Here is a 5,821-nt window from a genome sequence, read left to right on the forward strand (position 1 = left end):
ACAAAAAGCCCCGCAGCGAGAGCTGAGGGGCTTTTTGAGGGCTGTAAGAGCCTGACGATGACCTACTTTCACACGGGAGTCCGCACTATCATCGGCGCTGAGTCGTTTCACTGTCCTGTTCGGGATGGGAAGGAGTGGTACCAACTCGCTATGGTCATCAGGCATAAAGGGTTGTCGTGTTGATTATTGGATCAACACAACGAATTCATAGAGTCTGTCAGCTTTTGTTTGATTGCGCCTGGCATAACACCTTGATTGGCTGCTGCACTTGGCAGAGCACTGAATCAAAGTTATAGGGTCAAGCCGCACGAGCAATTAGTATCGGTTAGCTTAACGCATTACTGCGCTTCCACACCCGACCTATCAACGTCCTGGTCTAGAACGACTCTTCAGGGGGCTCAAGGCCCCGGCAGATCTCATCTTGAAACGAGTTTCCCGCTTAGATGCTTTCAGCGGTTATCTCTTCCACACTTAGCTACTCGGCAATGCCACTGGCGTGACAACCGATACACCAGAGGTGTGTCCACTCCGGTCCTCTCGTACTAGGAGCAGGCTTCCTCAAATCTGCAGCGCCCACGGAAGATAGGGACCAAACTGTCTCACGACGTTTTAAACCCAGCTCACGTACCTCTTTAAATGGCGAACAGCCATACCCTTGGGACCGGCTACAGCCCCAGGATGAGATGAGCCGACATCGAGGTGCCAAACACCGCCGTCGATATGAACTCTTGGGCGGTATCAGCCTGTTATCCCCAGAGTACCTTTTATCCGTTGAGCGATGGCCCTTCCATACAGAACCACCGGATCACTATGTCCTGCTTTCGCATCTGCTCGACTTGTCAGTCTCGCAGTTAAGCACGCTTATGCCATTGCACTATCGTCACGATGTCCGACCGTAACTAGCGTACCTTCGAACTCCTCCGTTACGCTTTGGGAGGAGACCGCCCCAGTCAAACTGCCTACCATGCACTGTCCCCAACCCGGATAACGGGTCTAGGTTAGAACCTCAAACACACCAGGGTGGTATTTCAACGTCGGCTCCATGTGATCTAGCGACCACACTTCAAAGCCTCCCACCTATCCTACACAGATCTGTTCAAAGTCCAATACAAAGCTACAGTAAAGGTTCATGGGGTCTTTCCGTCTTTCCGCGGGGAGATTGCATCATCACAAACATTTCAACTTCGCTGAGTCTCAGGAGGAGACAGTGTGGCCATCGTTACGCCATTCGTGCAGGTCGGAACTTACCCGACAAGGAATTTCGCTACCTTAGGACCGTTATAGTTACGGCCGCCGTTTACTGGGACTTCAATCAAGAGCTTGCACCCCATCATTTAATCTTCCAGCACCGGGCAGGCGTCACACCCTATACGTCCACTTTCGTGTTTGCAGAGTGCTGTGTTTTTAATAAACAGTCGCAGCCACCGATTCTTTGCAACCCTTTCATGCTCCGTTGTTCACTTCACACTACTAGGGCACACCTTCTCCCGAAGTTACGGTGTCAATTTGCCGAGTTCCTTCTCCTGAGTTCTCTCAAGCGCCTTAGAATACTCATCTCGCGCACCAGTGTCGGTTTGCGGTACGGTCGTGTGCAGCTGAAGCTTAGTGGCTTTTCCTGGAACCTCGTTCATTCACTTCGCGAGCAAGCTCGCTCGATCGACAGCCTCGGTATATGTACGCCGGATTTGCCTGACGCACGCCTACTTCTGCCTAAACCGGGACATCCAACACCCGGATGAACTATTAAGATCCGTCCCCACATCGCACTGCACATCGGTACAGGAATATTGACCTGTTTCCCATCAGCTACGCATCTCTGCCTCGCCTTAGGGGCCGACTCACTCTACGCCGATGAACGTTGCGTAGAAAACCTTGCGCTTACGGCGAGCGGGCTTTTCACCCGCTTTAACGCTACTCATGTCAGCATTCGCACTTCTGATACCTCCAGCAGCCTTTACAAGCCACCTTCACAGGCTTACAGAACGCTCTCCTACCACTCACACTTGCGTGTGAATCCGCAGCTTCGGTAACTGGCTTAGCCCCGTTACATCTTCCGCGCAGGACGACTCGATCAGTGAGCTATTACGCTTTCTTTAAATGATGGCTGCTTCTAAGCCAACATCCTGACTGTTTTAGCCTTCCCACTTCGTTTCCCACTTAGCCAATTTTAGGGACCTTAGCTGGCGGTCTGGGTTGTTTCCCTCTTGAGTCCGGACGTTAGCACCCGGTGCTCTGTCTCCCAAGCTCTACTCTTCGGTATTCGGAGTTTGCCTTGGTTTGGTAAGTCGCCATGACCCCCTAGCCAAAACAGTGCTCTACCCCCGAAGGTAATACTTGAGGCACTACCTAAATAGTTTTCGGAGAGAACCAGCTATTTCCAAGTTTGTTTAGCCTTTCACCCCTATCCACAGCTCATCCGCTAGTTTTGCAACACTAGTCGGTTCGGACCTCCAGTACCTGTTACGGCACCTTCATCCTGGCCATGGATAGATCACTTGGTTTCGGGTCTACACCCAGCGACTGAACGCCCTATTCGGACTCGATTTCTCTACGGCTTCCCTATTCGGTTAACCTTGCCACTGAATGTAAGTCGCTGACCCATTATACAAAAGGTACGCAGTCACCCTTGCGGGCTCCTACTTTTTGTAAGCATGCGGTTTCAGGATCTATTTCACTCCCCTCCCGGGGTTCTTTTCGCCTTTCCCTCACGGTACTAGTTCACTATCGGTCGATGATGAGTATTTAGCCTTGGAGGATGGTCCCCCCATGTTCAGACAGGATTACACGTGTCCCGCCCTACTTGTCGCTAGCTCAGTACCACACAGGTCTTTTCGCATACGGGACTATCACCCACTATGGTCGGCCTTTCCATGCCGCTTTGCTAAGTCCTGTGATATCACTAGCAGGCTCCTCCGATTTCGCTCGCCACTACTTTCGGAATCTCGGTTGATGTCTTTTCCTCGAGCTACTGAGATGTTTCAGTTCACCCGGTTCGCCTCTACAGCCTATGTATTCAGCTGAAGATACCTTTCGGTGGGTTTCCCCATTCGGAAATCTCCGGATCAAAGCTAATTTGCCAGCTCCCCGAAGCTTATCGCAGGCTATCACGTCCTTCGTCGCCTATCATCGCCAAGGCATCCACCACATGCTCTTATTCACTTGACCCTATAACTTTGACCTCTCTCACGAGAGTTCTCAGTCCATCAAGGAATTGTCAGGTCTCTCACCTGACGCGTTATGCCGTCTTCAATTTGCTCTTTACAGCAAGCTGAAGTTCATTTGACGCAATCAAAAAATTGTCATCAGAGGCACGGTCCGCACTAAACCTTGTACGTTTGTGCGGTTTCCTCTGATAACGCTGATTCGACTCTATGAATTTTTAAAGAACAGCCGATTGATCCGGTCTATACCGGACCAACAACAAAGAAGCCTTTTTCAAAGCCTCTTTGGTGTTGGTTTGATTTTTCTTTTCTTTTTTTCTTTTTTTCTTTTTTTCTTTTCGCTTACCTGCTGGCTTGTTGGTGGAGGATGACGGGATCGAACCGACGACCCCCTGCTTGCAAAGCAGGTGCTCTCCCAGCTGAGCTAATCCCCCGATCCTCATCCATGCGTACCTCGCGCATTCGCGCCTGACGCACTTCTTGCCTCGGAAGATTGGTGGGTCTAGTTGGGCTCGAACCAACGACCCCCGCCTTATCAAGACGGTGCTCTAACCAGCTGAGCTACAGACCCCTGGTCAACATCGCCTCTCAGCGACGCCAACTCGACTCTTCCAACAACCGATAAGTGTGGACGTTTGACTCGGAAACCTCAGTTTCCAGAAAGGAGGTGATCCAGCCGCACCTTCCGATACGGCTACCTTGTTACGACTTCACCCCAGTCACGAACCCTGCCGTGGTAAGCGCCCTCCTTACGGTTAGGCTACCTACTTCTGGCAGAACCCGCTCCCATGGTGTGACGGGCGGTGTGTACAAGACCCGGGAACGTATTCACCGTGACATGCTGATCCACGATTACTAGCGATTCCGACTTCACGCAGTCGAGTTGCAGACTGCGATCCGGACTACGACTGGCTTTATGGGATTAGCTCCCCCTCGCGGGTTGGCAACCCTTTGTACCAGCCATTGTATGACGTGTGTAGCCCCACCTATAAGGGCCATGAGGACTTGACGTCATCCCCACCTTCCTCCGGTTTGTCACCGGCAGTCCCATTAGAGTGCCCTTTCGTAGCAACTAATGGCAAGGGTTGCGCTCGTTGCGGGACTTAACCCAACATCTCACGACACGAGCTGACGACAGCCATGCAGCACCTGTGTTACGGCTCTCTTTCGAGCACTCCTCTATCTCTAAAGGATTCCGTACATGTCAAAGGTGGGTAAGGTTTTTCGCGTTGCATCGAATTAAACCACATCATCCACCGCTTGTGCGGGTCCCCGTCAATTCCTTTGAGTTTCAACCTTGCGGCCGTACTCCCCAGGCGGTCAACTTCACGCGTTAGCTTCGTTACTGAGAAAACTAATTCCCAACAACCAGTTGACATCGTTTAGGGCGTGGACTACCAGGGTATCTAATCCTGTTTGCTCCCCACGCTTTCGTGCATGAGCGTCAGTGCAGGCCCAGGGGATTGCCTTCGCCATCGGTGTTCCTCCGCATATCTACGCATTTCACTGCTACACGCGGAATTCCATCCCCCTCTGCCGCACTCCAGCGATGCAGTCACAAAGGCAGTTCCCAGGTTGAGCCCGGGGATTTCACCTCTGTCTTACATCACCGCCTGCGCACGCTTTACGCCCAGTAATTCCGATTAACGCTCGCACCCTACGTATTACCGCGGCTGCTGGCACGTAGTTAGCCGGTGCTTATTCTTACGGTACCGTCATCAGTTCCCTGTATTAAAAGAAACCTTTTCGTTCCGTACAAAAGCAGTTTACAACCCGAAGGCCTTCATCCTGCACGCGGCATGGCTGGATCAGGCTTGCGCCCATTGTCCAAAATTCCCCACTGCTGCCTCCCGTAGGAGTCTGGGCCGTGTCTCAGTCCCAGTGTGGCTGGTCGTCCTCTCAGACCAGCTACAGATCGTCGGCTTGGTAGGCCTTTACCCCACCAACTACCTAATCTGCCATCGGCCGCTCCGTCCGCGCGAGGTCTTGCGATCCCCCGCTTTCATCCGTAGATCGTATGCGGTATTAGCACAGCTTTCGCTGCGTTATCCCCCACGATCGGGCACGTTCCGATGTATTACTCACCCGTTCGCCACTCGTCAGCACCTTGCGGCCTGTTACCGTTCGACTTGCATGTGTAAGGCATGCCGCCAGCGTTCAATCTGAGCCAGGATCAAACTCTACAGTTCGATCTTTGAATACTCATAAAACGGAATCGAAGTGAACTTCACTTCTTCTCTATTCCATGAGCGTTTGAATGAGCTATAAGCTCAAGTTCCGAAGAACTCGATTTCCTCATCAAACGCCCACGCTTATCGGCTGTATGTTTTTAACGTTCATCAGAAAGCAGCACATCAGCACCTCTTTCTGTCGTCTTCGCTGCGATCAGCGAAGCCCTCGATTATGACAGCTTTTATAAAGACCTGTCAAACTTTCGGGTCTTTCGTCTCGCAAGCCACCGAAGCAACCCACTCAACCAACTACCCGCAACACTCATCAGCTACTAACTTCGCTGCTTTGCGTCGAGCCCTCGATTATGACACGCTTTTTTCTAAAAGCGCAACTTCTTTTTTCCAGAAGCTGCCGTCATTCTCTCAAACCCCTCACCAGCCAAACTCACAACAAAGATGCGTGTCAGTCAGCGAGCCCGCCAGTATACG

The 5,821-nt window shown here is 51.8% G+C and carries 2 tRNA genes and 3 rRNA genes; all 5 read right to left on the bottom strand.

The features are described 5' to 3' along the window. Window positions 1-49: 49 nt before the first annotated feature. A 5S ribosomal RNA gene (gene rrf, locus L0984_RS29710) occupies window positions 50-162 on the bottom strand. A gap of 132 nt (window positions 163-294) precedes the next feature. Beyond that, window positions 295-3,165, bottom strand: a 23S ribosomal RNA gene (locus L0984_RS29715). Window positions 3,166-3,519: 354 nt separating this feature from the next. Further along, window positions 3,520-3,595, bottom strand: a tRNA-Ala gene (locus L0984_RS29720). A 60-nt stretch (window positions 3,596-3,655) separates the two neighbouring features. Next, a tRNA-Ile gene (locus L0984_RS29725) sits at window positions 3,656-3,732 on the bottom strand. 89 nt (window positions 3,733-3,821) lie between these two features. After that, window positions 3,822-5,350 (bottom strand): 16S ribosomal RNA (locus L0984_RS29730). The 16S, 23S and 5S rRNA genes sit together here with 2 tRNA genes alongside, the layout of an rRNA operon. Window positions 5,351-5,821: the final 471 nt, after the last annotated feature.

The organism is Pseudacidovorax sp. NFM-22, assembly GCF_021401245.1.
Taxonomy (GTDB): Bacteria; Pseudomonadota; Gammaproteobacteria; order Burkholderiales; family Burkholderiaceae_C; genus Xenophilus.